Annotated in this window: 23 protein-coding genes and 1 pseudogene; 11 read left to right on the top strand and 13 right to left on the bottom strand. The window is 60.9% G+C overall.

All coding sequences use genetic code 11. The features are described 5' to 3' along the window. Window positions 1-50 precede the first annotated feature (50 nt). The 7 genes from ACTG1P_RS21700 (at window position 51) to ACTG1P_RS21670 (ending at window position 6,743) form a co-directional block, all read left to right on the top strand. Entirely contained in the window at window positions 51-548 is a 498-nt protein-coding gene (locus tag ACTG1P_RS21700) for a peptidylprolyl isomerase (RefSeq protein WP_005337417.1), read from the top strand. Beyond that, window positions 538-1,329 carry a DUF4269 domain-containing protein gene (locus ACTG1P_RS21695; protein WP_440002234.1) on the top strand — a complete coding sequence of 264 codons (792 nt, stop codon included), beginning with the start codon at window positions 538-540 and terminating at the stop codon, window positions 1,327-1,329. The genes ACTG1P_RS21700 and ACTG1P_RS21695 overlap by 11 nt, the downstream gene beginning before the upstream one ends. Continuing rightward, on the top strand, window positions 1,326-2,081 hold the full coding sequence (gene lpxH, locus ACTG1P_RS21690; protein WP_440002233.1) for a UDP-2,3-diacylglucosamine diphosphatase: 756 nt from the start codon (window positions 1,326-1,328) through the stop codon (window positions 2,079-2,081). Before ACTG1P_RS21695 ends, lpxH begins: the two co-directional genes overlap by 4 nt. A gap of 297 nt (window positions 2,082-2,378) precedes the next feature. Continuing rightward, a complete protein-coding gene (locus ACTG1P_RS21685) occupies window positions 2,379-3,188 on the top strand; it encodes an InlB B-repeat-containing protein (RefSeq protein ID WP_440002232.1) in 810 nt (269 codons plus the stop codon). Continuing rightward, the gene (locus ACTG1P_RS21680) at window positions 3,188-5,812 is read left to right on the top strand and encodes an ImpA family metalloprotease (protein ID WP_440002231.1); all 2,625 of its coding nucleotides are present in this window, start codon (window positions 3,188-3,190) and stop codon (window positions 5,810-5,812) included. Before ACTG1P_RS21685 ends, ACTG1P_RS21680 begins: the two co-directional genes overlap by 1 nt. 257 nt (window positions 5,813-6,069) lie before the next feature. Continuing rightward, window positions 6,070-6,246, top strand: coding sequence for a DUF3606 domain-containing protein (locus ACTG1P_RS21675; protein ID WP_139434670.1), 177 nt, complete (start codon window positions 6,070-6,072; stop codon window positions 6,244-6,246). Window positions 6,247-6,494: 248 nt separating this feature from the next. Further along, window positions 6,495-6,743, top strand: a complete 249-nt coding sequence (locus ACTG1P_RS21670; protein WP_005359720.1) for a GlsB/YeaQ/YmgE family stress response membrane protein — start codon at window positions 6,495-6,497, stop codon at window positions 6,741-6,743. Between the two features lie 65 nt (window positions 6,744-6,808). Here ACTG1P_RS21670 and ACTG1P_RS21665 read toward each other — a convergent pair whose 3' ends face one another. Together ACTG1P_RS21665 and tctD are read right to left on the bottom strand one after the other, a co-directional pair. Beyond that, entirely contained in the window at window positions 6,809-8,164 is a 1,356-nt protein-coding gene (locus ACTG1P_RS21665; RefSeq protein ID WP_440002230.1) for a sensor histidine kinase, read from the bottom strand. A 43-nt stretch (window positions 8,165-8,207) separates the two neighbouring features. Next, window positions 8,208-8,939 carry a transcriptional regulator TctD gene (tctD, locus tag ACTG1P_RS21660; protein ID WP_440002229.1) on the bottom strand — a complete coding sequence of 244 codons (732 nt, stop codon included), beginning with the start codon at window positions 8,937-8,939 and terminating at the stop codon, window positions 8,208-8,210. A gap of 165 nt (window positions 8,940-9,104) precedes the next feature. Here tctD and ACTG1P_RS21655 point away from each other — a divergent pair, with 165 nt between their 5' ends. From ACTG1P_RS21655 to ACTG1P_RS21645, 3 genes are read left to right on the top strand one after another with little or no spacing between them, the layout of a single operon-like run. Continuing rightward, window positions 9,105-10,091 carry a Bug family tripartite tricarboxylate transporter substrate binding protein gene (locus ACTG1P_RS21655; RefSeq protein ID WP_005350924.1) on the top strand — a complete coding sequence of 329 codons (987 nt, stop codon included), beginning with the start codon at window positions 9,105-9,107 and terminating at the stop codon, window positions 10,089-10,091. 11 nt (window positions 10,092-10,102) lie between these two features. Further along, window positions 10,103-10,534: a tripartite tricarboxylate transporter TctB family protein gene (locus ACTG1P_RS21650; protein ID WP_005350923.1), complete on the top strand. Its 432-nt coding sequence runs from the start codon at window positions 10,103-10,105 to the stop codon at window positions 10,532-10,534. A 9-nt stretch (window positions 10,535-10,543) separates the two neighbouring features. Then, the gene (locus ACTG1P_RS21645) at window positions 10,544-12,076 is read left to right on the top strand and encodes a tripartite tricarboxylate transporter permease (protein WP_440002228.1); all 1,533 of its coding nucleotides are present in this window, start codon (window positions 10,544-10,546) and stop codon (window positions 12,074-12,076) included. A gap of 123 nt (window positions 12,077-12,199) precedes the next feature. Here ACTG1P_RS21645 and maiA read toward each other — a convergent pair whose 3' ends face one another. From maiA to ACTG1P_RS21590, 11 genes and pseudogenes are all read right to left on the bottom strand, one after another. Next, window positions 12,200-12,835 (bottom strand): maleylacetoacetate isomerase, encoded by a 636-nt coding sequence (maiA, locus tag ACTG1P_RS21640; RefSeq protein ID WP_005361400.1) that lies wholly within the window; start codon window positions 12,833-12,835, stop codon window positions 12,200-12,202. A 139-nt stretch (window positions 12,836-12,974) separates the two neighbouring features. Further along, window positions 12,975-13,586: a fumarylacetoacetate hydrolase family protein gene (locus ACTG1P_RS21635; protein WP_440002337.1), complete on the bottom strand. Its 612-nt coding sequence runs from the start codon at window positions 13,584-13,586 to the stop codon at window positions 12,975-12,977. A 208-nt stretch (window positions 13,587-13,794) separates the two neighbouring features. After that, window positions 13,795-13,968 (bottom strand): annotated as a pseudogene (locus tag ACTG1P_RS21630) (fumarylacetoacetate hydrolase family protein); the annotation flags it as partial. 10 nt (window positions 13,969-13,978) lie between these two features. Continuing rightward, window positions 13,979-15,130 carry a homogentisate 1,2-dioxygenase gene (locus ACTG1P_RS21625; RefSeq protein ID WP_440002227.1) on the bottom strand — a complete coding sequence of 384 codons (1,152 nt, stop codon included), beginning with the start codon at window positions 15,128-15,130 and terminating at the stop codon, window positions 13,979-13,981. Beyond that, on the bottom strand, window positions 15,123-16,259 hold the full coding sequence (hppD, locus tag ACTG1P_RS21620; protein WP_440002226.1) for a 4-hydroxyphenylpyruvate dioxygenase: 1,137 nt from the start codon (window positions 16,257-16,259) through the stop codon (window positions 15,123-15,125). The genes ACTG1P_RS21625 and hppD overlap by 8 nt, the downstream gene beginning before the upstream one ends. A 224-nt stretch (window positions 16,260-16,483) precedes the next feature. Beyond that, window positions 16,484-17,179 carry a haloacid dehalogenase-like hydrolase gene (locus ACTG1P_RS21615; RefSeq protein WP_440002225.1) on the bottom strand — a complete coding sequence of 232 codons (696 nt, stop codon included), beginning with the start codon at window positions 17,177-17,179 and terminating at the stop codon, window positions 16,484-16,486. Beyond that, window positions 17,179-17,838 (bottom strand): TIGR01621 family pseudouridine synthase, encoded by a 660-nt coding sequence (locus ACTG1P_RS21610; RefSeq protein ID WP_416032108.1) that lies wholly within the window; start codon window positions 17,836-17,838, stop codon window positions 17,179-17,181. The genes ACTG1P_RS21615 and ACTG1P_RS21610 overlap by 1 nt, the downstream gene beginning before the upstream one ends. Before the next feature lie 176 nt (window positions 17,839-18,014). After that, window positions 18,015-18,707 (bottom strand): ABC transporter permease, encoded by a 693-nt coding sequence (locus ACTG1P_RS21605; RefSeq protein WP_005337302.1) that lies wholly within the window; start codon window positions 18,705-18,707, stop codon window positions 18,015-18,017. Window positions 18,708-18,710: 3 nt separating this feature from the next. Continuing rightward, complete coding sequence (locus ACTG1P_RS21600) at window positions 18,711-19,451, bottom strand: ABC transporter permease (protein ID WP_440002224.1); 741 nt, start codon at window positions 19,449-19,451, stop codon at window positions 18,711-18,713. A gap of 210 nt (window positions 19,452-19,661) precedes the next feature. Continuing rightward, window positions 19,662-20,435: an ABC transporter substrate-binding protein gene (locus ACTG1P_RS21595; protein WP_005337307.1), complete on the bottom strand. Its 774-nt coding sequence runs from the start codon at window positions 20,433-20,435 to the stop codon at window positions 19,662-19,664. A gap of 49 nt (window positions 20,436-20,484) precedes the next feature. Then, a complete protein-coding gene (locus tag ACTG1P_RS21590; protein ID WP_005337310.1) occupies window positions 20,485-21,255 on the bottom strand; it encodes an ABC transporter ATP-binding protein in 771 nt (256 codons plus the stop codon). Between the two features lie 533 nt (window positions 21,256-21,788). Here ACTG1P_RS21590 and ACTG1P_RS21585 point away from each other — a divergent pair. Then, window positions 21,789-22,691, top strand: coding sequence for a lysine exporter LysO family protein (locus ACTG1P_RS21585; protein WP_440002335.1), 903 nt, complete (start codon window positions 21,789-21,791; stop codon window positions 22,689-22,691). Window positions 22,692-22,711: the final 20 nt, after the last annotated feature.

Raw genomic sequence — 22,711 nt, 5'->3', positions numbered from 1 at the left:
CCATACACCTGCGGGCACTTCGTCGTCCGCATCAAATGAAAGGACATATCATGGTCACTCTGCACACCAATCACGGCGACATCACCCTCACCCTGAATGCTGAAAAAGCCCCGGAAACCGTGGCCAACTTCCTGCAATACTGCCGTGACGGTCACTACGACAACACCATTTTCCACCGCGTTATCGACGGCTTCATGATCCAGGGCGGCGGCTATGCCCCGGGCTTTGAAGAGAAAGACACTCGCGCTCCCATCAAGAACGAAGCGGCCAACGGTCTCTCCAACAAGATCGGCACCATCGCCATGGCTCGCACCATGGAGCCGCACTCTGCCAGCGCCCAGTTCTTCATCAACGTGAACAACAACGACTTCCTCGACTTCAAATCCGCTACCACTCAGGGCTTCGGCTACTGCGTATTCGGTGAAGTGACCGCCGGTATGGACGTGGTCAACAAGATCAAGGGCGTCAAGACCGGTAACTACGGCCGCATCCACCAGGACGTGCCGGTAGAAGACGTGGTGATCACCAAGGTGACCCTTGCTGACTGATCTCTGCCGACTCGGCACTGACAAAACTGCGGCCCCGGCCGCAGTTTTTCCATCTGCCTCCCCCACTGCCAGTCCGAACTGGCGCCGCCTCGACTATCTGGCCCACGGCAACCCGCGTCAGCGCTCGGCCCATGCCCTGCTCACCGCCGGTGTGTGGGATGAGCTGGCAGCGCAGTGCACCGACATGGCGCTGGTGAGCACGCTCGCCATCGGCCTCGATCGGCCGGGCAGCGATCTCGATATCCTCTGCCAGCATCCCAATCCGGCGGCGTTTGCCGCAACGCTTGCAGCCCAAGGTTGGCAGGCGAGCGCCAAAGGCGACAATATCTGGCTGCTGGAGCGCACCTTTTCCTGCCTCGACCAGCACAGTGCCGATTGCGATCAAAGCGAAGCCAGCTGGCCGCTGGAGCTGTATGTCACCCCCGCCCCCATCGAGACGCTGAACGGCTGGCGCCACCTCACCCTGATGGCGGCCCTGCTAGAGCGCTTTGGCGATGCTTTCTATCGCGAAGTGCTGCGCCTGCGCCTTGAAGAGGGATTGAAAGGGGAAGCGGCCATGTGCCGGTTGCTGGGGTTGGCGGGCGATCCTTACGCCGCGCTGCTGACGCTGGAGGGATGCAATCTGGCCGAGCTGTCATGGCAGCCGCCATCCCGTGACGATATCCATACCTCAACTGGCGCGATGGCACCCGCAGCGCACGATTCGTCCCCAGTTGTTTCTACTACCTCTGCCACCCCTGTTTGCCCTGTTTCGACCGAGAGCCCGACCTCCACATCATGAGCACCCTCTTTATCAGTGACATTCACCTCTCTGCCCAGCGGCCCGATATGACCGCGGCACTGGTGCGCTTTCTCGAGCACGACGCCCCCGGCGCCGATGCCCTCTATGTGCTGGGGGATCTCTTCGAATTCTGGATTGGCGATGATGACCCCAATCCGCTCCATCAACAGATGGCCGATGCCTTTTTGGCCCTGAGCCAGCAGAACGTGCCCATCTACTTTATCCACGGCAACCGTGACTTTCTGCTGGGGCAGCAGTTCGCCAAGCGCGCGGGGATGACATTGCTGGGTGACCCTTGCGTTATCGACCTCTATGGGGAGCGGGTAGTGCTGAGCCACGGCGATCTGCTCTGCACCCTGGATGAGGGGTATCAGAAGTTTCGCCGCATCACCCAGCTCAAATGGCTGCGCTGGCTCTTCTTGCGGCTGCCACTCGCCCGCCGTCAGGCCATCGCCTGCAAGATGCGCGGCCAGAGCCAGATGGAAAATGCCCACAAGAGCCAGATCATCATGGATGTGACGCCCGCGGCGGTGGACGACACCCTGCGCGCCCACGACTGCCGGATGATGATCCACGGCCACACCCACAGACCCGCCATCCACGACTTCACCCTCGATGGCCTGCCCGCGCGGCGCATCGTGCTGGGAGACTGGTTCGAGCAAGGCTCGGTGCTGGTCTGCCGCCCTGGCGAGCAGCGGCTGGAAATGCGGGCGCTGGCAACGATCGGCCCCGCCGCTCAGCCATCCGTCTGACATCCCCCCTGCGAGGGTTGCAGGCAAAACCTGCGGCCCAGCATCCCCTGTTAACCCGGTGAAGCGACTCAGTACGGTGAGCTCAGGCTGGTATGGCCTGTGCTGATGGGGTGCTCGCCCCATCCCTATCGGTTCTGCTGCGCCAGCAACACCACATACGGCAAAAGCCGGCCAAAAAAACATCCAACGTGCTGAAAATAAAGCAAAATAACCATTCAATCAGCGTTGAAATAAGCAAGGCAGCTCATTAGACTACCGGCTCCCCCACCCGCCGTAACACAAGGAACGTATCAAACAATGAAAAAGACGGTTCTCACCACCTTACTGGCGCTGTTGATCACAGGCTGTGGCGGCGGTGATGGCGAACAGGAAGAGACCCCTATCCGCCCCCCTGTCACCCCCAACTATTTCGAGGCATCCAGCCAGAGCAGTGCGGGCGGACAGTTGAACCCCACCAGCCTGCGGTTGGCGGCGGGTGAACAGGGGCGCTTCTCGGTACAGGCTGACAGCGGTTATCTCCTGACCGAGATAAGCGGATGTGATGGCACCCTGGACGGCCTCACCTATACCACTGGCCCCATGCGCAGCGATTGCCAGATCTCGGCCAGCTTCACGCAGGAGAGTGCCGCCGTCTATTTCAACGCCACCACTCAAGCTTCTCAGGGGGGCGCGCTAAGCCCCGACGCCCTGCGTCTGAACGCCGGTGAGCAGGGCCGTTTCACCGTGCAGCCCGAGAGTGGCTTCGTGCTGGCGCAGATCGCAGGATGTGAGGGCACCCTGACGGGTAATACCTACACCACAGCACCCATGCGCGCCGATTGTCAGGTCTCGGCCCGCTTTATCAGCGATGCGGCCAATGCGATTGCCCGGGAAGATCATACCCTTGCCAGCGAGCAATCCCTGATCGCCCATGCCCGTGCGGCGATTGCCGACAGTGAGGCGCACCGCACCGAGCTGGTTCGCAGCCTCTATCAGGGAATGGCACAGATCAGCTGGAACCCGAGCCACGACTCCATCACCTTTTCCAGCTTCCAGCCGGAGAGCACGGTGACCCTGCTCCCTCCAACATCAATGGCAAAGGAGAGAGCGAGATCCGAGGTCTGGTGATGGTCTCCGAGCAAGCCGATTACCGTCAGGCCGCCATGGGGGCGAACCTGTTTTCCGTTGACCGCACAGCGCAGAGCGAGGCGCTGCTCAAGGGGCTGATTGGCTGGCTGACCCGGGGCAAGGATAGCGATGGCCTGCGCATCATTACCACCCAGATGCCAAGCCGCGCCGATAGCTGGTATTTTCCCCATAACGAAGGCGTGCGTGACTGGCTCAAGGCGATCTATCCCGACAAGCACAGCATCAACCCGGCCAATGCCTGCGATTATCAGGCGCTGAGTGACTGCATCGACACCATGGCGCCGGAGCTTATCGTGATCAGCGATATCGACCGCCAGGGGCTGGGGTATCAGGGGATCGCAGAGGCGATCGCCAAGGCCAAAGCGGCCGGGATCCCGCTGCTGCTCTCCAACTATCGGCGCGATGCCAGCCCGCTGCTAAGCCCCCTCTATCTCGATATGGGGCTGGTCACCTGGGGTAACTACTGGTCAAAACTCAGAGCCAGCGATCTGGCAGTGAACACCATCATGGCACCCGACACCCAGCTGATGGCGGTCGATACCCTGCTTGGCAACCTTCAGGATCGCAACTTCACGACCCAGTGGCTCGATAGCTGCGGCGGCAACTTTATCAATTGCAGTGGCTCGGAGAGCTTCAACCAGCAGTTCAAGCTGGGTGCCGACTGGCTGAGAAATGCGGCCATCACCCTCGACAAGACCGGGATCAGTCCCTTTGCCCGTGACGGCGTGACACTGTTGCCCGCCACCCTGCTGCTGGCCGACAAATACCGTGCCGCAATCGACTACCCCATTGCCTGGGATGAACATCAATCCTGGCAGCAGGCGATGTTTGCCGACTGGCTGGTGAGCTATGCCCGCACCCGTACCCCGGCCCAGCCCGATCTGGGAGAGTACGTCACCGATCGCAACAAGGTGGTGAAGGGACAAGTAGCTCACTACGCCTATCCCGCGACGCTCACCGACAGTCGGCGCATTGCGGTTCCCTACAGCGGGCAGTGGACCACCACCGGCTGGTATGCCCTGCCGGGACAAACCATCACCCTGAGACGCACCGATAACGCCGATGTGTCTGCTACCGTCCGACTCAACTACCACAGGCCCAACACCAATCGCGCCTATGAGCAGAAAATCTATCGAGCCCCGCTGGAGCTGACCACAGGGCGACTGCTCTTGGCCAAGGGGGGCAGTGTCACCTTCACCTCTCCTTATGGCGGCCCTATCTATCTCTATCTGGAAGGGGGGGCAGCATCGCTGGCCGTCCAGGTAAGCGCCACGGGCGTCACCCGTCATCCGGCCATCATGGATTTCAGTGATGAGCAGCAGATACGCGAGTTCAACGAGCGGCTGGAACAAACCGAGCTGCCCCATATCGATCTGCGGGCCGATGGCGCCGAACAGCATCTGCGCCGGGATCGCTTCACCAAGGCGGTGGGTGGCGTCATCCCCGACACCAATGCCCTGCTCGACAGCATCGCCCGGGATCACATCAATGGCGTCTACACCCTGGCGGGCCTGAAAATTCAGGGCAAGGGGCTCGATGAGTCGCTGCCGGCAGATGTGAAAAACGCCTGCGTGGCACTGCTGGGGGAGGGTTGTCTCGATGAGTCGATTCATACCCGCACCATCATCCAGCATGCCAACTATGACCAGAATGCCCATTGCGGCAGTGGTTGCAGTGGCAACCCGTGGGACTCTTCCGGCAGCATCAGCCCGACCGGCTGGCTCGACAATCACGAGCTGGGCCACAACCTGCAGACCAACCGGTTGAACGTGCAGTACGCTGCGGCAGACGATGCCGACAACTGGAGTGGCTATGGCAGCCGGGCGGGGGAAAACTCCAACAACATCTTCCCTTATGTGGTGAAGTGGCACGCCCATTATCTGAGGGATGGCAACACGGCGCCCATCAAGGATGGGCACATGAATCACAAGGATCTCTTCTATGTGTTCATGTCTGATGCGGCGCAGGTACGGGACAGGAGTGGCAACCGCGTCGTGCTCGGGGCCAACTGCCAGGTGCTCGATACCGGCGAGAGTCGCTACGAAGCCCCCTGGAAGAGCAATGCCTACGCCGTCCACAACGGCTATCGCATGGCGTTTTATATCCAGATGGCATTACGCGCCCACCGTATGCTCCTGACTGATGGCACCCGGCTGAACGATGGTTTCACTATCTTCACCCTGCTCTATCAGCATTCACGGATCTTCGGCGCGGCAGCCGACAGTGAAGCGCAGTGGAATGCCAGCAAGGATAGGCTCGGCTTTAGCCTGTTCCCCTACTCGGGGCATGCAGTCTATGGCGGCAAACGGGTGCGCGACATACCGGGCAATGACTTTATGCTGGTTGCACTCAGTCGGCTCACCGGTTGGGACTGGCGCAATCACTTCGATCTGCTTGGCCTGCGTTACTCCAGCCTCGCGGTCGCTCAGGTGCAGGCCAACCAGCGTTATGGCAGCCTGCCGATGGGGATGTATGTGCTGGAGGATGACCTGCCCCCAGCCAACATGAGCGAAGGCGTCACATTCCTGCCGCTCTCTGAAAGCGACGGTTCCACCCTCTGGCCCCGCAACAGTGGCTCGCCAAGCGCCTGCCCAACACCCTGAATCCGGTCATCACGATAACCACAACAAGCGCCCGGCAGGGCGCTTGTTGCTTATCCAGCCTTTGGCCCCGTTGTTGATGCTGTGAAGAGGGTGGAATCAGTGGTGATCGCTCACAGATCAGCAAAGCAAACCTGCACTCTTCCTTCAGTCCCCGGGTTGTGTGAACCCCGTCACCTTGCCCCTTGCAAATTGAGAGGATGATGGCGCTCAGGCAGAAACGCCTTTCTCGCCAGCTATTTCAACAAGTTGAGGTTTATATGCCTGACAGCAATGTGGTCGCTCACCCGTTCGATGCCAAGAAGATCAATGTCAACGATCCCTATGAGATGAAGCAGTGGATCAAAATGTTCGAATGCACCGAAGTCCAGCTGAAACGGGCGGTCAAAGCAGTCGGCACCTCAGGCAAGGCGATCCGAAAATACCTCAAGAAGTGAGGGCATAACCCCACCACAAACCCGGCCCCGCTCGCGGGGCTTTTCTCATCTTGGCCTTTACGTGGGCCCGTCCTGCCTCCGGTTTGGCTGCGCACATACCGCCTTTCAACCGCTCATAAGCGGACTGTGCAGTCCGACCAGCGCCAGCCGCCGTCCGACAGCTTGTGACCAGCCAGCGCCATCCGGCCCTTCGCATCCCGGCATCCCTGCCTATAATGCGGGCTCAAACACACAGAGAGGATTAATCCATGGGCTTTATCACCTGGATCGTATTGGGACTGTTGGTGGGTATTCTGGCGAAGTGGATCATGCCGGGTCGCGACGGTGGTGGCTTCTTTATGACTGCCCTGCTGGGGATTGTCGGTGCCATGGTTGGCGGCTATGTGGGTACCCTGCTGGGGCTGGGCTCGGTGACCGGTTTCAATATCCCGAGCATTGCGCTGGCGACCGTGGGTGCCCTTATCGTCCTGTTTGTCTTCAACAAGATCCGCAGCTGACCCCCAACGCCATCTATGTGTAGATAAACAGGGCACCGAGAGGTGCCCTCTCTTTTTTATCGCCCTCACGATGTTGCCAGCGGCAAGATCAGCCTCACCAGCAAGCCCCCCAGCTGGGTTGCCGGCTGCAACACCACTTCGCCGTGGTGGTAGTGGGCGATATCGCGTACCAGCGCCAGACCAAGCCCCGCTCCCGGCTGTTCGCTCCCCTGCTCGAGGCGCTGGAACGGCTGCCAGACTCGCTCCGCCAGCTCGGGGGCGATGCCGGGGCCGCTATCCTCAACCTCCAGCCAGATCTGCCCGTAGCTTCGCACCACTCGCGCCGTCACGGTGCCGTGGGGCGGGGTGTATTTGATGGCGTTGTCGAGCAGGTTGGCACACAGCTCCCCGAGTAGCAGCGGCTCCCCTGCCACCATGATGGCGGACTCCTCCCCCTCGTAACCGAGATCGATCCCCTTGCTGCGGGCCTGCGCCAACCGTGACAGACAGGCTTGCTGCATCAGCGCAGTCAACTCCATGGGCTCACGCTGGCGCAGCCCGGAGCACTCGTCTGATTTGAGCCTAGCCAGCAGCAGGAGCCGCTCGGTCAGGGCGATGGTGTGATCGAGCCGCACGGCCATGGCATCGAGACTCTCCCTCATCAGGGCGGGATCGCCACTGCCGCGCGCCACCTCCACCTGGGTTTTCAAAATGGTGAGCGGGGTGCGCAACTGATGGGCGGCATCGGCGCTGAAACGCTCCTGCCGGGCCACCAGCTGGCGCAATCTGGCCAGCTGGCGGTTGAACGCCTGCACCAGCGGCCGGGTCTCCTGCCAGGGGAGCAGGTCGGGCAAGGGAGCAAGATTGGCGGCATCGCGGCGCAAGATCTCCCGCGACAAACGGTGCATCGGGGTGAGCAGCCGCTTGAGCAAGAGATAAGCGAGCAACAGGGTGAGCACCACCAGCGCCCCCTGGGTCAACAGGGCCGACCAGAGCAACTGCTCCGCCAACTGCTGGCGACCGAGCAGGGTTTCCGCCACCGTGATGCGGGCCATGCCGTTGACGCCCCCCTCACCTACCGGTTGCAGCAGCATCACGGCGCGGATCGGCGCCTCCTGATAAAGGCCGTCATAGAAGTAGGCGAGCGCCGGATAACGGTCGGTCAGTGGCGTACCGTCCGGCATGGGGGGCAGATCGTCAAAGCCGGAGATGACCCTATCGTCGATACCGCGCACCTGATAGAAGAGGCGATCGCGCATGTTGCGCTCGAAGCTGTCGAGCACCACATAGGGCACATCCACCCTGAGGCTGCCTTCGGCTGCCGTCAGCCGCTCGGCAACGGTGCGGGCCGAGGCGAGCAGAGTGCGATCATAGGCCGAGGTAGCCGCCGCCAACGCGCCGTAGTAGCTGTACCAGGCCGAGGCAGCCCAGAGGATCAGCAAGGGGCCCCCCAGAAACAGCAGCAGTTGATGGAGCAGGGAGCGACTAATGGGAGGCCTCCGGCGCCGCTTCCAGCAGATAGCCGAGACCGCGCAGGGTGGTGATCACCACCCCGCTGCCCACCAGCTTTTTGCGCAACCGGTGGATATAGAGATCGATGCTGTCGAGCCCTACCTCGTCATCGAGGTTGAACACCTGCTCGAACAGCTGCCCCTTGGCGACGGGCCGCCCGTGGCGGTACATCAGCGCGGTCAGCAGCGCCAGTTCGCGCGGAGTCAGGGCCAGGCGGGCATCGGCCAGCAGAAAATAGCCGTCGGGGTGCAGGGTCAGGCGCCCCAGCCGCAGCTCGGCACCACCGCTTTCGCTGCGCCGCAGCAGGGCCCGTAGCCGGGCATCCAGCTCCCCCAGATCGAACGGCTTGGCCAGATAGTCATCTGCTCCGGCATTGAGGCCGCAGATCCGCTCCTCCACCGCGCCGCGGGCGGTGAGCAGCAGCACAGGCAACCCCTGCCCCCTGCTGCGCAACCGGCCGAGTACCGCCAGCCCGTCGAGCTTGGGCATCTCGATATCGAGCACCGCCAGCGCGTATTTTTCGTGGCGCAGCAGATGATCGGCCCGGGCGCCGTCAGCCACCCAATCCACCGCGAAACCGGCGCTGGTGAGTGCCCGCGACAGCCAGTGGGCCAGTTCGTGATTATCTTCTGCCAACAGCAAGCGCATCCCTATCCCCTTGTTCTTAACGACGGCGTGCAACCACTGTGCTGCAACTACATCCATTCACCATTGCCTGAGCAGAACAAGGTGCGATCACGGTCACACTCCCGCCAATTGGTCAGCGATTGAAAGGTGAATGAAAGGTTGTTGTTTTAACAATTTCGCATCACTTCGTCTATCGACGGAGTCACACCCAGGAAAAACAACGACAAGATGGAGCACACAACCATGAAGCAACGCACACGTCATGCCCTCGCCCTGCTGACCCTGCTCGGCGCCCTGCCACTGCAGGCGGCCGAAAGTGCCACGACTCCGAGCCGTACCGAATGCATCGCACCGGCCAAACCGGGCGGTGGTTTCGATCTCACCTGCAAGCTGCTGCAGGTGAGCCTGCAGGAGACCGGCACCATCGACAAGCCGATGCGGGTCACCTATATGCCGGGCGGGGTCGGCGCCGTGGCCTACAACGCCATCGTGGCCCAGCGCCCTGCCGAGGCGGGGACCGTGGTCGCCTTCTCCGGTGGCTCCCTGCTCAACCTCTCACAGGGTAAATTTGGCCGTTACGGGGTGGATGATGTGCGCTGGCTGGCGGCGGTGGGGACCGATTACGGCATGATCGCGGTGCGCCACGATGCTCCCTATCAGAACCTCAAGGAGCTGGTGAGCGCCATGGAACGCGATCCCAACAGCGTGGTGATCGGGGCAGGCGCCTCCATCGGCAGTCAGGACTGGATGAAGACGGCGCTGCTGGCCAAACAGGCCGGGGTTGACCCCCACAAGATGCGCTACGTCGCCTTTGAAGGGGGCGGCGAGCCGGTCACTGCACTGCTGGGCAACCATGTGCAGGCGGTCTCCGGCGATCTGAGCGAGATGGTGCCCTATATCGGCGGCGACAAGCTGCGGGTGCTGGCGGTGTTCTCAGCCGAGCGGCTGCCCGGCAAGCTGGCCACCATCCCCACCGCCAAGGAGCAGGGTTATGACCTGGTGTGGCCGGTGATCCGCGGCTTCTATGTCGGCCCCAAGGTGAGCGACAGCGAATACCAGTGGTGGAAGCAGACCTTCGATCAGCTGGTGAAGACCGACACCTTCAAGGCGCAGCGGGATCTGCGCGGCCTGTTCGAGTTTGACCTCACCGGCGAGGCCCTCGACAGCTACGTCAAGGAGCAGGTAGCGCAATATCGCGAGCAGGCCAAAGCCTTCGGTCTGGCCAAATAGGAGCCGCAGCCATGAGCGATCGCATCTTCGCCGCTATCTGGCTGCTGCTCTGTCTGGCAGGCGCCGCTATCGCCTGGCAGATCCAGAGCGAATACAGCTATGAGCCGCTGGGGCCACGCCCCTTCCCGCTCGGCATCATCGGCCTGATGGCGCTCTGCGCCCTGTTGCTGCTGCGCCGCCAGCCGGACACCGTCAGCTGGCCGCCACTGCGTACCCTGCGCCACCTCGCCATTATGGTGGTGGCGCTGGCCGGGTACGGTGCCAGCTTCGAGTGGCTGGGCTTTCCGCTGGCCACCACCCTGCTCACCTTTGTTCTGGGGCGCCTGTTTGGCGCCTCTGCCAAAGCCGCCCTGCTCTCCGGCGTTGTCGGCGGTCTGGTGCTCTATCTCGCCTTCGACCGGCTGCTGGATGTCACCCTGCCCCTCGGCGTCTGGTTCTCTTAAGGAGTCAATATGGATACCTGGATGTACCTATCCCAGGGCTTTGCGGTGGCACTCACCCCGGAGAATATGGTGATCGCCCTCATCGGCTGCTTTGTCGGCACCGTGGTCGGCCTGCTGCCGGGCCTTGGCCCCATCAACGGGGTCGCCATCCTGTTGCCGCTGGCTTTTGCCCTGAAACTGCCCCCCGAATCGGCGCTCATTCTGCTCGCCACCGTCTATATCGGTTGTGAGTATGGCGGGCGGATCTCCTCGATCCTGCTCAACGTGCCGGGGGATGCCGCCGCCATCATGACCGCGCTGGATGGCTACCCCATGGCCCAGCAGGGCAAGGCGGGAGTGGCCCTCTCCATCTCGGCGGTCAGCTCCTTTGTCGGCTCCATGCTCGCCATCGGGGGGATCATCCTGTTCGCCCCGGCGCTGGCGCGCTGGTCCCTCGCCTTCGGCCCGGCGGAGTATTTCGCCCTGATGGTGTTCGCCATCGCCTGCCTCGGCAGCATGATGAGCCAGAACCCGCTCAAATCCTTTATGGCGGCGCTGATTGGGCTGGGGCTCGCCACCGTCGGGGTGGATGCCAACACCGGCGTCTATCGCTTCACCTTCGACAGCGTTCACCTCTCGGACGGGGTGCAGTTTATCGTGGTGGTGATCGGCCTCTTCTCGGTGAGCGAGATCCTGCTGATGCTGGAACACACCAGCGGCGGCGGCAAGCTGGTGCGCACCACCGGACGGATGCTGTTCAACTTCAAGGAGCTGGTCCATTGCACCGGCACCATGTTGCGCTCCTCCACCATCGGCTTCTTCGTCGGCATTCTGCCCGGCGCTGGTGCCACCATCGCCAGTGCCATCACCTACATGACCGAGAAGCGACTGGCGGGGCCCAATGCCAAATTCGGCGAGGGGGACATTCGCGGCGTGGCCGCACCGGAGGCGGCCAACAACGCCTCAGCCTGCGGCTCCTTTATCCCCATGCTGACCCTGGGAGTGCCGGGGTCGGGCACCACGGCGGTGATGATGGGGGCACTGACCCTCTACAACATCACCCCCGGCCCCACCATGTTCACCGAACAACCCGATGTGGTGTGGGGACTGATCGCCGCCCTCTTGCTGGCCAACGTCATGCTGCTGGTGATGAACATCCCCATGGTGGGGCTCTTTACCCGCATGCTCTCCATCCCGCTCTGGTTTTTGGTGCCCGCCATCGCCAGCGTCTCGGCGGTGGGAGTCTATGCGGTGCACAGCACCACCTTCGACCTGTTGCTGATGGTGGCCCTCGGGGTCTTTGGCTACCTGCTGCGCAAGATGCACTTCCCCATGTCACCGCTCATTCTGGGCTTCGTGCTGGGTGAAATGCTGGAGCAGAACCTGCGCCGCGCCCTCTCCATCAGCAATGGCGACACCGCCATCCTGTGGAGCAGCGGCATCAGCCAGACCCTGCTGGTACTGGCCATTGCAGTGATCACCCTGCCCCCGCTGGTACGCCTGCTGCGCCGCCGCAAAGCCGATCCGCTGATCCCGGACGCCCGCCCGGAGCAGGGTGCCTGATCCCCTCTGAACAGAAAGAGGCACGCCAGCAAACTGGAGTGCTGTTAACGAGCAAGGGCCCACACAGTGGGCCCTTGTTTATGAATGGCGTGTTGATGCCATCCCGCGATTCAATTCAGTAGGTCACTGCGCATCCGGCTGGTTGGCGGGGGCCGCCTTGATAAAGGCTTGCAACTGTTCGCAGTTGGCGACGATGCGGCGGATAGTGGGGTAATCGTCCAGGGTCATGTCGTAGCGGCGGGCGTTGTAGACCTGTGGCACCAGCATGCAGTCGGCCAGGGTCACTTCATTGCCGACGCAGTAGACACCGGCGGTGGTCATCAACAGCTGTTCGAGGGCGGTGAAGGTCTCGTCAATCCAGTGGCGATACCAGCGAGCCTCCTGCTCGTTGTTGGCCCTGAAGTGCTCTTCCAGATAGTTGAGCACCCGCAGATTGTTGAGGGGGTGAATATCACAGGCGATCATGTTGACGATCTGGCGCACTCGGGCCCGCGCGTCGGGGGAAGAGGGCATCAGAGAATAGGCAGGATAGGTCTCGTCAAGGTACTCCATGATGGCGACCGACTGACCGATCTGCACATCGCCATCCACCAGAAACGGCACCAACCCTTGCGGGTTGATCCGGCGATAGGCCTTCTCGCTCTGCTCGCCTTGCCGCAAATTGATGGGATGCTGCTCGTAGGCGAGCCCCTTGAGCTGCAACACGATCCGAACCCGAAAACTTGCCGACGAACGCCAATAGCCAAACAACTGCAACATAATCTGTCCCTGCATCTTATCTGGGCCCGAAGCCCGGCAGGTGCTCGCCACCTGCCTCCTTGTGTATCCGGCACCGGTTGAGGGCTCGTCGTGATCCGGACATATCCCGAATATCCTTGCCGCCAACCGGCGCGGGTCATCAACCTCCCTGACCGCTCGCTGGCACCACCTGTTGAGAGATGGTGCCAAACAGGTTTTGGCCAGAGCGATCTTCCATCGCGATCGACACTCTATCACCAAACTGCAAATAGGGGGTTATAGCTTGATCACAATCAAGAATTTCCAGCATGCGGCGCTCGGCGATGCAGGATGAACCGGCGCTGCGATCGTAGTTGGAGACGGTGCCCGAGCCAATGATGCAGCCCGCCCCGAGTGGTCTGGTCTTGGCGGCGTGGGCAATCAGCTCGAAGAAGTTGAAGGTCATGTCCACCCCGGCTTCGGGCGCACCAAACAGGGCACCGTTGAGGTGAGTCAGAAGCGGCAGATGCACTTTGCCATCGCGCCAGTCATCGCCCAGCTCATCCGGGGTGATGGCCACCGGCGAGAAGGCGCTCGACGGCTTGGACTGAAAGAAACCAAAGCCCTTGGCGAGCTCCCCCGGGATCAGGTTGCGCAGGCTCACGTCGTTGACCAGCATCAGCAGCTTGACGTGACTGACGGCCACCTGCGGGCTCACCCCCATCGGCACATCGTCGGTGATGATGGCTACCTCCGACTCGAAATCGATCCCCCACTCCTCGGAGCCCATCACGATCGGCCCGCGGGGAGCCAAAAAGCTGTCGGAGCCCCCCTGATAGATCAGGATCGTGCCAGAAGCTCTCTGGCATTTCGGCGCCGCGCGCCTTGCGCACCAGCTCCACATGGTTGACGTAGGCGCTGCCATCGGCCCACTGATAGGCACGCGGCAGCGGAGAGAGGCAAGACGCTTCGTCAAAGGGGAATGCCTCGGCCACACGGCCCTCGTTAAGCTGCTGATAAACAGCCTCAAGCCTGGGGGCAACCTCGGCCCACTCGTCGAGGGCGGCCTGCAACGTCGGGGCAATCTCGCTCACCCGCACCGCTCGGGTCAGATCCCGGCTCACCACCACCAAAGCGCCATCGCGCTTGCCATTGTTCAATGTTGCCAATTTCATAAGCGATTCCTTATTTGCCGGCAGCCGCGTCCGGGCGCTGCCAGCTGGAGACATACCGGGTGTTCTCTATCCCTTCGCACAGGCTGCCGACGTTCAGCGCATCGCGGGTGTCTAGCATGACCGCCACCTCGTCGGTGAACTTCTTGGCATAGGCCAGCCCCGCCGCAAACGCCTTGGGATGGGGGCCATGGGTGAAACCGGCAGGGTGGAAGGTAACCATGCCCCGCTCGATATTGTCCCGGCTGAAGAAGTCCCCGGCATGGTAGAAGAGCACCTCGTCGTAATCGTCATTGCTGTGATAGAAGGGCACCTTGAGGGCGCCGGGATCGCTCTCGATGGGGCGCGGCACGAAGGTACAGATCACGAAGCGGCTCGCCACAAAGGTGGAGTGAGCCGACGGCGGCAGATGGTAGCGATGGCTCATCAGCGGGCGGATATCCCGCCAGTTTAGGCGCACCACGCACAAATCCCCGTGCCACCCTTGTGCATCCAGCGGGTTGAAGGGCCAAGTGATGACGCTAATCTCGTCGTGGCGCTTCACCTGCAGCGACCAGGGATTCTCATCCTGCTGGGCCAAAAAGCGCTCGTTGATGGCGGGCACATCCAGCGCCGCTGGGTCGAAGATGGCGTGATTGCCCACCAGCCCCTTGTCCGGCAACTGGTAGCTGTCGTTGGTCGCCTCGATCATCAGGATGAACAGGGGCGCGCTGGGCTCAATGCGCCACATGGTGCCACGGGGGATCACCACATAGTCGCCATCGCGAAGAGTCAGGTGGCCGTAGTCGCAGAAGAACTCGCCGCTCCCTTCGTGGATAAAGAGCAGCTCGTCGCCATCGGCGTTGCGCACCAGAAACGGCATCGCCTCGGAGAGCCGCCAGATGCGATAGCGACAGTGGGGGTTGCTAAGAATGTCGGGAGCCACCCAGGGGGAGAGGGAACTCACCTCCTCCTGCAGGGCATTGAGGTCAAACAGCCGTGGCCGCAGCGGCCCCTCCCAACTGCTCCAGTCGGTGGGGGCATGCTTGTGGTGCATGTGGGTGGCGGGGCCAAAAAAGCCGCTGCGCCCCAGTTCGCGCTCATAGATGGCCTGTTCCGGCAGGTCGGCATGGGCCTGTCGGGAGTGGGTCCCCTCCCGATGGGGGAAGTTAATCCAGTTACGCATCGCTCGCTCCCTCTTTGCGGGCACCCTTCTCATCCTCGCCGCCATCCAGCACGCCACGGCGGATCTGGTCCAGCTCGATCGATTCAAACAGCGCCTTGAAATTGCCCTCGCCAAACCCTTCGTTACCCTTGCGCTGGATGATCTCGAAGAAGACCGGGCCTATCACGGTATCGGTGAAGATCTGCAACAGGATGCCATCCTTGGTAGGGGAGCCGTCGATGAGGATGCGTAGCTCTTTGAGGGCCGTCAGATCCTCCTGATGCCCCTCGACCCGGTTGTTCACCTTCTCGTAGTAGGTATCCGGGGTCGGCATAAAGCCGGTACCGCGGCTGCGCAGGGTACGGATGGTGTGGTAGATATCGCTGGAAGCCATGGCGATGTGCTGGATCCCCTCCCCCTTGTACTGACGCAGGTACTCCTCAATCTGGGACTTGTCATCCGCCGACTCGTTGATGGGGATGCGGATCTTGCCGCAGGGGGCGGTCATGGCACGGGAGTGCAGCCCGGTCAGCTTGCCCTCGATATCGAAGTAGCGAATTTCACGGAAGTTGCCGATCCGCTCGTAGAAGTTGGACCAGACATCCATATTGCCGCGATGGACGTTGTGGGTCAGGTGATCGATTTCGATGAGACCGGCATCCACCTCCGCCATCCGGGCCTGCCAGTCGGGGTAGAAGACAAAATCCACGTCATAGATGGAGCCCTTGTCGCCATAGCGGTCAACGAAAGAGAGAGTGCTCTCGCCGATACCGTAGATGGCGGGAATGTTGAGCTCCATTGGGCCAATCTTGCCGACAAAGGGCTTGGCCCCCTTGGCGATGGCGTACTGCTGGGCTTTGCCCGCATCGCTCACCCGAAATGCCATGCCGCAAACGCTCGGCCCGTGCAGGCTGGCAAACTGCTCCGCCTGGGAGTGGGGCTCGGCATTGACCACGAAGTTGATATCTCCCTGCCGGTAGAGCCAGCACTGCTTGTGTTTGTGCTTGGCGACCTCGGCAAACCCGAGCGAAACGAACAGGCTCTTGAGGGCGGCAATCCCCTTGGCATCGGGGGCTGTGTACTCGACAAACTCGAAACCGTCTGTGCCTAACGGATTGATGGTATGGGTGGCGGAAGAGGTGGCATTCATCGGGCGCTCCTTGCTCTTGATTCGGTTAAAACGGATTGCAGCACCCAGTGGCGCGGCAAGTGTTAACAACTTGTTTCATTAGAAGCAGGGCGTAGCAGGAAGAGAAGAGGCGGGTTGCAGATAGTTTTTCGCAGCTGGCAGCAAAAGATGTAAATGAATTGTGACATTCAAGCCGCAGCCCTGCGGATCAAACGGTGACGACCAGTATGGCTGTCAGCTTTGCATTACAGTTGCCAGTTTTTGACCATCAGATGGGGCAAGCAGGCCCGGGCCTTTTGCAGTCGCACAGGCGTCGGATTGATCAACCACGCCTCTTTCCCCAACTCCAGCAGCGGCAGATCGTGCAGGCTGTCGCTCAAGGCCAGCTCGGCATCGAGGGCGCAAATCTCTGGCAACAGCTTGTGCTGGCCGTGGCAATAGAAGCGGGGCATCAGGCCGCCAAAACGGTAGTGCATCTGCGAGCCAATGATCCGGTGGGGCAACTGGCCGGGCAGTTGCTGATAGAGCTGGGCCCGCACCAGCGCGCAGGGGCTGGCGGAGATCACCCAGCAACGCGCCCCCTCGCTTTGCAGCAATTCGCGAGCCTGACGATACAGCCCCGGCCTGGTGCGGCAATAGGCGCGCACCAGCTTGCGCCAGCCGAGGGGAGAGAGCCAAAGCGTGATGGCCCACCAGATCAGGGAGATACCGCGCCGCCGCTGGCTGGGCAGCAAATAGACCAACCCACCCAGCGCAATCACTGGCAACAGCAGCAGCGGCCAGATCCGACGGCGCAGGATATAGCACAGCAGACCGGCGTGGCTGTCGCCGGGGGCCAGGGTGTCGTCAAAGTCGGCCAGGATCCAGCGCGGAGTGCCCCCGTCAGGATCACGATCTATCGCTGAATGGATAATGGTGTCAGACGCTGGGCGTATAAGCATCAGGGCGCAAGGGCAGCGATGGCTGCCGTGAGCTCGGGAGTGACAAATTCACTCCCCACATCGGGCGGGCAGACAAAATCGAACGACTCGCCCGAAAGGGTAAAGCTGAGCCGCCAGGCATGCAGATAGCCGCGCTCGGCTGGCGTGCCGCCATAGCGTTCATCCCCGAGGATGGGGGCACCGATACTTTTGAGGGCAACCCGGATCTGGTGGGTCTTGCCGGTCTGGGGCTTGATGCGATAGAGCCGCAGCCCCTCGCGCACCGACACCGAATCGAACCAGCTGATGGCGGGGTTTTCCAGCGTACGCGCCAGCATCCAGCTACCGCCGCGCCCCTTTTGCATATCCCCTTTCACCCAACCCTGCTTCTTCTTCGGTTTACGATCGGAGAGCGCCAGATACTGTTTGCTCACCTCGCGGGCCGCAAAGGCCATGCTCAGCTCGCGATTCGCCTCCGTGGTGCGGGCCAGCAGCACCAAGCCGGAGGTCATCTTGTCGAGCCGGTGCACCGGATAGAGGGTGAGCCCGGTATCGGCCTTCACCCGATTAACCAGTCCCGGATTGACCGACTCACCGTCGCCCTTCTCGTCATGCATGCCGATGCCGGGCTGCTTGTCGATAACCAGAAAAGCGGGATGCTCAAACAATATCCGGTACATAAAACCTCGGGAACTGGGGGATAAGGCACGCAGCCAACGGCTGGCGGCGCTCGGGAGTGCTGCATTCTCCCTGCTCGGGCACTATTTGGCAAACCGGGCGGGCAGAGGATAAAGATAAAAAATGGCCCCGCCTGCAACAGGCGGAGCCATTTTCGCTCATCTTGACAGCTCAACCCTTACACATTGCGCGGGCGCAGGTGAGCGTGCCAGCGCGCTTCCCACTTCTTGAACAGCCAGACGATGACAAAGGTGAGCAGCATATAGAGCAGCCCTGCGGTCAAAAACGCCTCGAACGGACTGTAGTAGCGGGAGTTGATGATCCGCGCCGCGCCGGTCAGATCGACGATGGTGATGATGCCCGCCACCGCCGAGCCCTGCAGCATGAAGATCACCTCGTTGCTGTAAGCCGGCAGTGCCCGACGAAACGAGTTGGGCAAAATGATCCGGGTCAGGGTCTGCCAGCGGGTCATGCCAAAGGCGTTGGCAGCCTCAATCTGGCCGCGCGGCATATTGTGTACCGCCCCGCGCACGATCTCGGCGGTATAGGCGGCGGTATTGAGGGTGAAGGCCAGCAGCGCACAGAACCAGGCTTCGGAGAAGAGCGACCAGGCGGCACTGTTCTTCAGCCACTCCCACTGGGCGGCGCCGTAGTAGATGATAAAGAGCTGCACCAGCAGCGGGGTGCCGCGAAAGAAGTAGATATAGGCCCAGATTGGCCCCTTGATCAGCCAGTTGCGGCTATTGCGCAGGATGCCCATGGGCACCGCCAGCATCAACCCAAGGATCAGAGAGAGGGCCACCAGCCAGACGGTGGTATAGAGCCCCTCCCAGTAGGTGGGCCACTCTTTGAGAATGATTGAGAAATCCATGGCTTACCTCGTCTTGATGGCGTAATGACGCTCGGCCCACTTGAGCGCCGAGGTGGAGACTGCGGTGAAGATCAGGAAGATCAACGCCACCGCCATGTAGAAGGTGAAGGGTTGCTGGGTCGAGCCCGCCGCCAGCGAGGCTTTGCGCACCATGTCATCAAGGCCGATGATGGAGACCAGCGCGGTGGTTTTCAGCAGCACCAGCCAGTTGTTGCCAAACCCGGGCAGAGCGTGGCGCATCATCTGGGGGAAGAGGATCCGCACAAACACCTGGGTAGCCCGCATGCCAAAAGCCCGTGCGGCCTCCAGCTCACCTTTGTCCACCGCCAGAATGGCGCCGCGAAAGGTCTCGGTCATGTAGGCGCCGAAGATAAAACCGATGGTCGCGACACCGGCCACAAAGGGGCTGATGTCGATATAGTCCGGAAGCAGGGAGACCCACTCCTGATTGGGATTACTCTCCAGTAACCAGCTGTTGTAAGTCTCGTTGACCCAGGTGCAGATACCGTTGATCAGCACCTGGCCGCCAAAGAAGAGCAGCATCATCAGCACCAGATCGGGGATGCCGCGAATGATGGTGGTGTAGCAGGTGGCGATGGCCCGGGCCCACTTGTAGGGAGAGAGTTTGGCCAGCGCCCCCAACATCCCCAGCAGCAACGCCAGCAGCAGGGAGGCCAGCGCCACTTCCAGGGTGACCCAGGCGCCCTCCAGCAGCGAGGCTTCGTATCCTTTCAAATCAAACATATGCAGCTCCATCGCCACTGAATCTTCACGCACCTGCTAACCAGAAGGCTCCATAGCAGTCCGAATGAAATATGTGCAGCTCCATTGCAATCAATGCGGGCCCGTAAACTCCCTCAGGGAGGTGACGGGCCCGATGACTACTGACGGGATCAACCTGTCGTTATTTGCCGTAGACGTTTTGGACTTACTCGCCGTAAACGTCTCTTTGTTTTACTCTCCGTAAACGTCGAACTCGAAGTACTTGTCGTTGATTTCCTTGTACTTGCCGTTGGCACGCAGCGCCAGAATGGCGGCGTTGAATTTCTCTTTCAGATCCTTGTCAGCCTTGCGCACCGCAATACCGGCGCCTTCGCCAAACCACTTGGGATCGGTCAGTTTCGGGCCGACGAATTCGAAGGCATCACCGCCCTCTTTCTTCAGCAGACCGTCGGTGATGGCGGCAGAGTCGGCCAGCACATAGTCCACACGACCGGATTTCAGATCGAGATAGGCTTCATCGGCGGTGCCATAACGCTTGATGGTGGCGTTGGGGAAGTTGTCGGTAATAAAGGTATCCATGGAGGTCGCACGCTGCACCGCGACGGACTTGCCTTCCATAAAGGCTTTGTCGAGCTGCACGTCGGTGCCCTTCTTGGCGGCAAAACGGGCCGGAATGTGCTGGTACTTCTGGGTGAAGTCCACTTTCTTCTTGCGCTCTTCGGTGATGTCCATGGTAGCGATGATGGCGTCAAACTTGCGCGACAGCAGCGCCGGAATGATGCCGTCCCAGTCCTGCTTGACCAGGGTGCACTTCACTTTCATCTCTTCGCACAGGGCGTTGGCGATGTCGATATCAAAACCTTTCACCTCGCCACTGGGCTCGGTCCAGGAGAAGGGGGGATAGGCACCCTCAACCCCGATCCGGACCTCTTTCCACTCCTTGGCCATCAGGCTACCGGACGCGAGGGCAGTAACTACGGCTGTCGCCAGCATCAGCTTGTTCATGTATCTCTCCTTGATAAAACAGTTGATTGGGTAACCAGGCATCCCGCCATCAGTAGATGGAGGAGATGAATTGCTTGAACCGCTCGGATTTGGGATGGGCGAAAATCTCCTTGGGGTTGCCCTCCTCTTCCACCCGCCCCTGATGCAGAAACATCACCTTGTTCGATACATCCCGGGCAAACGACATCTCGTGGGTCACCACCAGCATGGTGCGCCCCTCTTCGGCCAGCTCGCGCATCAGGCCGAGCACCTCCCCCACCAGCTCGGGATCCAGCGCCGAGGTGGGTTCGTCAAACAGCATCACCTCGGGCTCTACCGCCAGCGCACGGGCAATGGCGGCCCGCTGCTGCTGACCACCGGAGAGGTGGCCGGGATAGTAGTCACGCCGCTCCCAGAGTCCAACCCGGTTGAGCAGTTGCTCTGCCTTGGCCAGAGCTTCGGCGCGAGGCACCTTGAGCACCTGGATCGGCACTTCGATGATGTTCTGCATGATGGTCATGTGTGACCAGAGATTGAAACTTTGAAACACCATGGCCAGTCGGCTGCGGATCCGCTCCACCTGACGCATATCCTCGGGCAACCGCTCGCCGGCGCGGCTGGTTTTCATCCGGATCAGCTCGCCATGGAGCGAGACGGTGCCGGATGAGGGGGTTTCGAGCAGATTGATACAGCGAAGAAAGGTCGACTTCCCCGAGCCGGAGGAGCCGATAAGGGAGATCACATCCCCCTTGTGGGCGGTCATGTCGATGCCCTTGAGCACTTCGTGGGTGCCAAAATATTTGTGCAGATCACGTACTTCCAGTGCGGCAACGTCGCTCATCCATTACAACCTTGTCTGTCCCTAGACGCCGCAGGGGGCGTGACTCAACCATCGTCAATTTAACAAAAAGTTAACCGATGGCAACCTTCAGCGAAAATATCACCCGGATAGTGAAAAAACAATACAGAACGAGGGTCTTCAGGGGATTCGCTCTATTTTTATTCGCCCTTTGCGTATTTTTCAGCACTTTGTTTGCATAAACAGCCGTTTCAATGGCTGTTCCGATACCGCCTTTTTATACCCCAATCATATCAGTGGCAAGAGAAAAGCGTGATGTGTGCCAAACCGGCACCAAAATGGCTTTATGCACCCCCTTGCCGAGCGAAATATCGGCCCCCCGATTGGATCAACTTGATTTCATTGGTGCACTCGGGCTCGCACAGAACCTTATCAAACAGAGAGGTTGTGGCAAAAAAGTAACAATCTGCCCCCAAAAGGGCTGTTTTCGGCCATGAAAGCGATAGATATGTGACACAGAGCCAATAAGTAATGATAAGGTGGTGTTTTTATCAGTTTTTGTGATCGAGGCCTCGATGCTGCTCAATGTGTTGCTGATCCTGTTGCCACTGGCAATCGGCTATCTGATTCCCCTCTCCTCTACTCGGCTGATCAAGCTGGTCAACCAGAGTCTGGGCAAGATGGTCTACCTCATTCTGTTTCTGATGGGGCTCGGGCTTGCCTATGTAGAGAACCTGGGCAGCAATCTGGCGGTGATCTTCAAGGTCGCCGGGGTGATGCTGACCGCGATCACGCTCTGCAACCTGCTGGCCCTCTGGTGGCTCGACAAGCGCACGCCGCCGACCCACGAGGCGAGCGATGCCAAGATGCCGAGCAAGCTACACCTGCTGTGGGAATCCCTGCAGCTCTGCTTTGTGGTGCTCGGCGGTGTGCTGCTGGGTCTATTGGTGGATCTACGCGCCCTGCCCATCGACAAGTGGAGCGAGTGGGCCCTGATGCTGCTGCTGTTTCTCATCGGGGTGCAGATGCGCAACTCCGGCATGCGGCTGCGCCAGATCCTGCTCAACCCCTGGGGAATGAAAATCGCCGCCACCGTCATCCTCAGCAGCTGGCTGGGCAGCCTGCTGGCGGCCCAGTTGCTGGGTATGCCCTTTACCCATGGTCTGGCGATGAGCTCGAGCTTCGGCTGGTATTCGCTCTCCGGCATTCTGGTGGCCGACAAACTGGGGCCGGTGCTCGGTTCTGCTGCCTTTATCAACGATCTTGGGCGTGAGCTTATCGCCATTCTGATCATCCCGGTCCTGATGCGACGCCACCCCTCGGCGGCCATCGGTTACGGCGGCGCCACGGCGCTGGACTTCACCCTGCCGGTTATCCAGAAATCAGGGGGCATTCAGGTGGTGCCGGTGGCCATTGTCTCCGGCTTTATCCTGAGCCTGCTCGGCCCCATCCTGATCCTCGGGTTTCTGGCGCTCTAAGCCTGATTCCCACATTGCAG

The organism is Aeromonas sp. 11P (assembly GCF_051920165.1).
Lineage (GTDB): Bacteria > Pseudomonadota > Gammaproteobacteria > Enterobacterales > Aeromonadaceae > Aeromonas > Aeromonas veronii.
This window is presented reverse-complemented; position numbering and strand designations above follow the sequence as displayed.

Coding starts and splice junctions, on each gene's coding strand:
- ACTG1P_RS21700 (WP_005337417.1), top strand. CDS start 51: ATGGTCACTCTGCACACCAATCACGGCGACATCACCCTCACCCTGAAT.
- lpxH (WP_440002233.1), top strand. CDS start 1,326: ATGAGCACCCTCTTTATCAGTGACATTCACCTCTCTGCCCAGCGGCCC.
- ACTG1P_RS21685 (WP_440002232.1), top strand. CDS start 2,379: ATGAAAAAGACGGTTCTCACCACCTTACTGGCGCTGTTGATCACAGGC.
- ACTG1P_RS21680 (WP_440002231.1), top strand. CDS start 3,188: ATGGTCTCCGAGCAAGCCGATTACCGTCAGGCCGCCATGGGGGCGAAC.
- ACTG1P_RS21675 (WP_139434670.1), top strand. CDS start 6,070: ATGCCTGACAGCAATGTGGTCGCTCACCCGTTCGATGCCAAGAAGATC.
- ACTG1P_RS21670 (WP_005359720.1), top strand. CDS start 6,495: ATGGGCTTTATCACCTGGATCGTATTGGGACTGTTGGTGGGTATTCTG.
- tctD (WP_440002229.1), bottom strand. CDS start 8,939: ATGGATGTAGTTGCAGCACAGTGGTTGCACGCCGTCGTTAAGAACAAG.
- ACTG1P_RS21655 (WP_005350924.1), top strand. CDS start 9,105: ATGAAGCAACGCACACGTCATGCCCTCGCCCTGCTGACCCTGCTCGGC.
- ACTG1P_RS21650 (WP_005350923.1), top strand. CDS start 10,103: ATGAGCGATCGCATCTTCGCCGCTATCTGGCTGCTGCTCTGTCTGGCA.
- ACTG1P_RS21645 (WP_440002228.1), top strand. CDS start 10,544: ATGGATACCTGGATGTACCTATCCCAGGGCTTTGCGGTGGCACTCACC.
- maiA (WP_005361400.1), bottom strand. CDS start 12,835: ATGTTGCAGTTGTTTGGCTATTGGCGTTCGTCGGCAAGTTTTCGGGTT.
- ACTG1P_RS21625 (WP_440002227.1), bottom strand. CDS start 15,130: ATGCGTAACTGGATTAACTTCCCCCATCGGGAGGGGACCCACTCCCGA.
- hppD (WP_440002226.1), bottom strand. CDS start 16,259: ATGAATGCCACCTCTTCCGCCACCCATACCATCAATCCGTTAGGCACA.
- ACTG1P_RS21615 (WP_440002225.1), bottom strand. CDS start 17,179: ATGCTTATACGCCCAGCGTCTGACACCATTATCCATTCAGCGATAGAT.
- ACTG1P_RS21610 (WP_416032108.1), bottom strand. CDS start 17,838: ATGTACCGGATATTGTTTGAGCATCCCGCTTTTCTGGTTATCGACAAG.
- ACTG1P_RS21605 (WP_005337302.1), bottom strand. CDS start 18,707: ATGGATTTCTCAATCATTCTCAAAGAGTGGCCCACCTACTGGGAGGGG.
- ACTG1P_RS21600 (WP_440002224.1), bottom strand. CDS start 19,451: ATGTTTGATTTGAAAGGATACGAAGCCTCGCTGCTGGAGGGCGCCTGG.
- ACTG1P_RS21595 (WP_005337307.1), bottom strand. CDS start 20,435: ATGAACAAGCTGATGCTGGCGACAGCCGTAGTTACTGCCCTCGCGTCC.
- ACTG1P_RS21590 (WP_005337310.1), bottom strand. CDS start 21,255: ATGAGCGACGTTGCCGCACTGGAAGTACGTGATCTGCACAAATATTTT.
- ACTG1P_RS21585 (WP_440002335.1), top strand. CDS start 21,789: ATGCTGCTCAATGTGTTGCTGATCCTGTTGCCACTGGCAATCGGCTAT.